Origin of the sequence: Limosilactobacillus panis DSM 6035, assembly GCF_001435935.1 — a bacterium.
GTDB lineage: Bacteria > Bacillota > Bacilli > Lactobacillales > Lactobacillaceae > Limosilactobacillus > Limosilactobacillus panis.
In genome coordinates this window covers 1-3,757 of the sequence record NZ_AZGM01000115.1, presented here as the reverse complement: position 1 = coordinate 3,757, position 3,757 = coordinate 1, and the positions used below count along the sequence as shown (strand labels likewise).

Below are 3,757 nucleotides of genomic sequence, written 5' to 3'. Positions count from 1 at the left end.
AATATGCCCTGTGATACCAAGGGATCAGTCTGTCTTCATACTTTCAAGTTTCAGATTGTAAATAAAATGGCCCTGAGCGTCGCTTAACCAAACACTCGGGGCCATTTTATTCATAATTAATTTTGCCGGCTCAATACTGCCAGCCCCTGGTTAAGGACATCGTCTTCAACCTTAACCGTTAAAAATCGCTGGAGGGGCGTCTCACTGTGGCGGTTCTTGAAGGCCATTGGTTCAGCTGCCAGGATAACGACCGGGAGATTATTCTCCGCCAGCATCAACTGGCCGGGGCCCTGGTACTTGCCCTTAGTGTGCTTGCCCGTCCGCCAGGTATGCAACTTGGCATCCCCGTTTTGGTCAACCTTTAGTTGGTACTTACCGTCGGCGTCCGTCTCAACCGGAATCCCCGTAAACTTTTGTACGTCATACTTATCTTTCTTACTCATTTTCCTTGATGGCCTCGCCTTTAGTCGTAATCTCTAGCAGATGGTAGAAGTAGCCCGCCTGCATTGCTGCCGCCCAGGTGCCGCGCTGGACATCTTCCCCATCAATGATCAAAGACAGCATTGCGTTTGCTGCTTGCACATTGTTGATTAGGATTACCTGGCCAACCGTGACTGCCGTCATCTTGGGGTGGACATGAAAATGACGCAGCACTTTCCGGTACTTGGGTACGTAAGCCCGGCTCTGCTTAAACTTGCGAACAAAGTCAAGGAGTTCTTGGTCGTAGAGGGGGTAGCCGGCACGAATCAACCCGTCTTCCGGACGGGAGATCGTCCACGCCACCTTTCGCCCAATCATTTTCTTAAAGTACTTTTGCTCAGTCTGCCAGTTCATTTGTTTCACCTTTTATCTTTTTTCTTTATCTTTATAGTGTACCGATTTTCGCGATGAATGTCACTCGCCAGGGCGAATAAATTAGTGGTATTGTGGAGGTAATTAATAATAGGGGGTAATTTAGATGAAACAAGCACCGATTACTGCAGAACAAATGCGACACTATGATTCATACACCATTAACACAATTGGGGTCCCATCACTGGTCCTCATGGAACGGGCGGCCCTAGCTGTACGGGATGAAATTCTGAACGCCTTCCCACTCAACCTCGGACACGTTGTTGTGGTCGCTGGTAGTGGTAACAACGGTGGTGACGGTCTTGACGTTGCCCGCCTTCTCCACATTGCTGGTGTCCAGGTAACCATCTTGAACGTCGGTAACCCGGACCACGCCTCCGATGAGCACAAAGTTCAGGATAAGATTTGTCAATACTACCAAATCCCACAAACTACCGACCTGGCAGTACTAAAACAAGCAACCCTAATTGTCGACGCGATGTTCGGGATTGGGATTGATCGACCAGTCAAGGGGAACTACGCCGACGCTATTAAGGCAATCAACGACTGTGATGCGGTCGTCGTTGCCGTTGACATGCCATCCGGAATCAACACGGACAGTGGCGAAGTAATGGGAGTCGCCGTCAAGGCCACCACGACCGTTACCTTCGCCTTCAACAAGGTTGGCCTGACCAAGGGTGCCGGCCAAAAGTATGCCGGCCGGATTATCATTGCCGATGACATGGGCACCTACGCAACTGACAAATAAGTAGCAAAGGCGGGATAAAAATGATTCACAATGAAACAATCGACCACCAAGTTAACCACCGGACCATCCGGGCGTTTAAGGAACAACCGTTAAATGAGGAGCAGTTGACAACCTTATATGAAGCTGCCCGTCACGCTTCCACCAGTATGTTTATGCAGCAATTTAGTATTCTTCACGTTACGGACCCACATCTGCGCACCCAGGTTCGCGAAATTTCTCAGCAGCCGTATGTCGGCGCCAACGGGGACCTCTTCATCTTTATCGTTGACCTCTACCGGAACCAACAGATCAGGGAGCAGGAGGGCAATGACGATGGCCGCCTACACACCACCGACATCTTCATGCAGGCCGTAGAGGACACCACCCTGGCTGTACAGAACTTTCTCACTGCCGCCGAAAGTATGGGCCTGGGTGGGGTTATCCTTGGGTCCATTCAGAATAATTTGGAAAAACTCGTCCAGGTTCTTAATATGCCGAAGATGACCCTCCCCTTTCTTGGCATCCAGGTTGGGGTTCCGGACCAAGAGCCGCAACTAAAGCCCCGGCTGCCGCAACGGTTTATTGCCTTTGAAAACCACTACCCACGGGGCTTCAAAGTTGCCGACCTGGCAGAATATGACCAGGTTGTCACCCAGTACTACGACCTCCGGGATGCCAACCGCCGGATTGACTCCTTCACCAAGCAGATTAACGGTGATAAGTTAAATAAACATTTCACCAAGCGGGACGAGTTCGGCCTGGTCGCTCAAAAGCAGGGGTTCGCCCTCGACTGGGGAAAGGACTTGCCAAAACAAAACATCGAGTAGGCTCATTTATAAATAGATTTTTAAGATTAGTCCAAGTGCCTTCTAGAAAGAATCACCATCCTGGTACAATAAAGCTATCAAATTTACTAGGAAGAAGGTGCAACTATGCTTGAATTTTACCGAATATCTGCCCACCATTTAACTGTACTCAAGCCCAGTGCAGATGCAGATGTTATATTGACGGCTAACCCGACCATAGCAGAACAAGAACAACTGTGTCGGCTATTTGACCTCGACCCATTAACCTTTGCATTCTGTAATTCGGCAGAAGAGGTCTCACGCTTCCATTCCATTCCGAGTACTGTTATTGAAGGTGCCGCTGTATTGGTCCTCTACGATTTTATCAACCATTACGATACCATTGAGCAACAGCTCACACCGGCGATCATTATCTTTAACCAGTCATGCTTAATCATCTGTACTAACGCGATTACGGTCTGCCGGCAGCTCCTGATTAAAGCCATCAACAAGGACAGTACTCTTTTAGACATTGTCTTTAGTTGCATTAACCTCTGGCAAGACCGTCTCCTAAAATCTCTCCTTAGTTACAAGAAGCAAATTGACGAGCTTGATACTAATGCTTCGCAAACGGTTAAGAACACTGAACTGCGGGAAATGACGGACCTTACTCGTAAACTGGTCTTCTTTGAACATACCATGAATGACCAGAGTGAAACTCTTACCGCCTTCTTTGACGCACCCCAATTACAGTCATTCAGCCATAAGGTGATTGATAACACCCAAACCCGATAGCGGCGGCTTACTAAAACAATTCACATATATCGTGACCTGCTTTCGTCAATTGTCAGCTTATTTACCGCAATGATGAACAACAACCTCAACCATTTAATGAAGTACTTAGATTCCGCTGGCCTGGTGATTGCAGTTATCGCCCTCGTAACTGGCTTTATGGGCATGAACGTTGGCGGATTGCCTTGGAAAACATCCACCAATGGCTTTATTCTTACCTGCATCGTTGCCCTTATCCTGGCAACTGCAACCGGCATTTACCTTAAACGAAAAAGATTTAGTGACTAGCCAGAAGCTGAAAAAGCATCAGAGTGCGCCTCGGGCTAGTATAGGACAATCGTTAGCATGGTATGGGCCGGCGATTGTCCGTAATTGATGGAATTGCTTCGCGTCGCCACGAAGCTAGTCTGCAGTTTTTCCATGATTACTGTGTAATATTCAAAGAGAAGCTGGGAAAAAAGCATCAGAGCGCTCCGTATGGCTAGTATAGGGCGATCGTTGGCACGGAACGGGCCGGCGATTGTCCGTAACACTAGGAGCGCGCTTTTTTTCCGCGATTACTGTGTAACATTCGGAGAATCGAGTAGGAGGTAATTGATTA

Annotated in this window: 4 protein-coding genes and 1 pseudogene; 3 read left to right on the top strand and 2 right to left on the bottom strand. The window is 48.3% G+C overall.

Translation table 11 applies throughout. The annotated features are described in order from the left end of the window. Positions 1–116 precede the first annotated feature (116 nt). The gene (locus FD32_RS07095) at positions 117–443 is read right to left on the bottom strand and encodes a DUF7671 family protein (protein ID WP_047768395.1); all 327 of its coding nucleotides are present in this window, start codon (positions 441–443) and stop codon (positions 117–119) included. Then, positions 436–834 (bottom strand): hypothetical protein, encoded by a 399-nt coding sequence (locus FD32_RS07090; protein WP_047768397.1) that lies wholly within the window; start codon positions 832–834, stop codon positions 436–438. Before FD32_RS07090 ends, FD32_RS07095 begins: the two co-directional genes overlap by 8 nt. A gap of 124 nt (positions 835–958) precedes the next feature. Between FD32_RS07090 and FD32_RS07085 the strand changes: the two genes are divergently transcribed. The 3 genes and pseudogenes from FD32_RS07085 to FD32_RS10265 all read left to right on the top strand — a co-directional run bounded on the left by FD32_RS07085 (position 959) and on the right by FD32_RS10265 (position 3,444). Then, positions 959–1,600 (top strand): NAD(P)H-hydrate epimerase, encoded by a 642-nt coding sequence (locus tag FD32_RS07085; protein WP_047768399.1) that lies wholly within the window; start codon positions 959–961, stop codon positions 1,598–1,600. Positions 1,601–1,620: 20 nt separating this feature from the next. After that, positions 1,621–2,406, top strand: a complete 786-nt coding sequence (locus tag FD32_RS07080; RefSeq protein ID WP_047768401.1) for an NADPH-dependent oxidoreductase — start codon at positions 1,621–1,623, stop codon at positions 2,404–2,406. Between the two features lie 105 nt (positions 2,407–2,511). Beyond that, positions 2,512–3,444, top strand: a pseudogene (locus FD32_RS10265) (magnesium transporter CorA family protein). Positions 3,445–3,757 lie beyond the last annotated feature (313 nt).

What these genes read in the sequence shown, in the direction of transcription:
- FD32_RS07095 (WP_047768395.1), bottom strand. Translation starts at nt 443, where the DNA reads ATGAGTAAGAAAGATAAGTATGACGTACAAAAGTTTACGGGGATTCCG.
- FD32_RS07090 (WP_047768397.1), bottom strand. Translation starts at nt 834, where the DNA reads ATGAACTGGCAGACTGAGCAAAAGTACTTTAAGAAAATGATTGGGCGA.
- FD32_RS07085 (WP_047768399.1), top strand. Translation starts at nt 959, where the DNA reads ATGAAACAAGCACCGATTACTGCAGAACAAATGCGACACTATGATTCA.
- FD32_RS07080 (WP_047768401.1), top strand. Translation starts at nt 1,621, where the DNA reads ATGATTCACAATGAAACAATCGACCACCAAGTTAACCACCGGACCATC.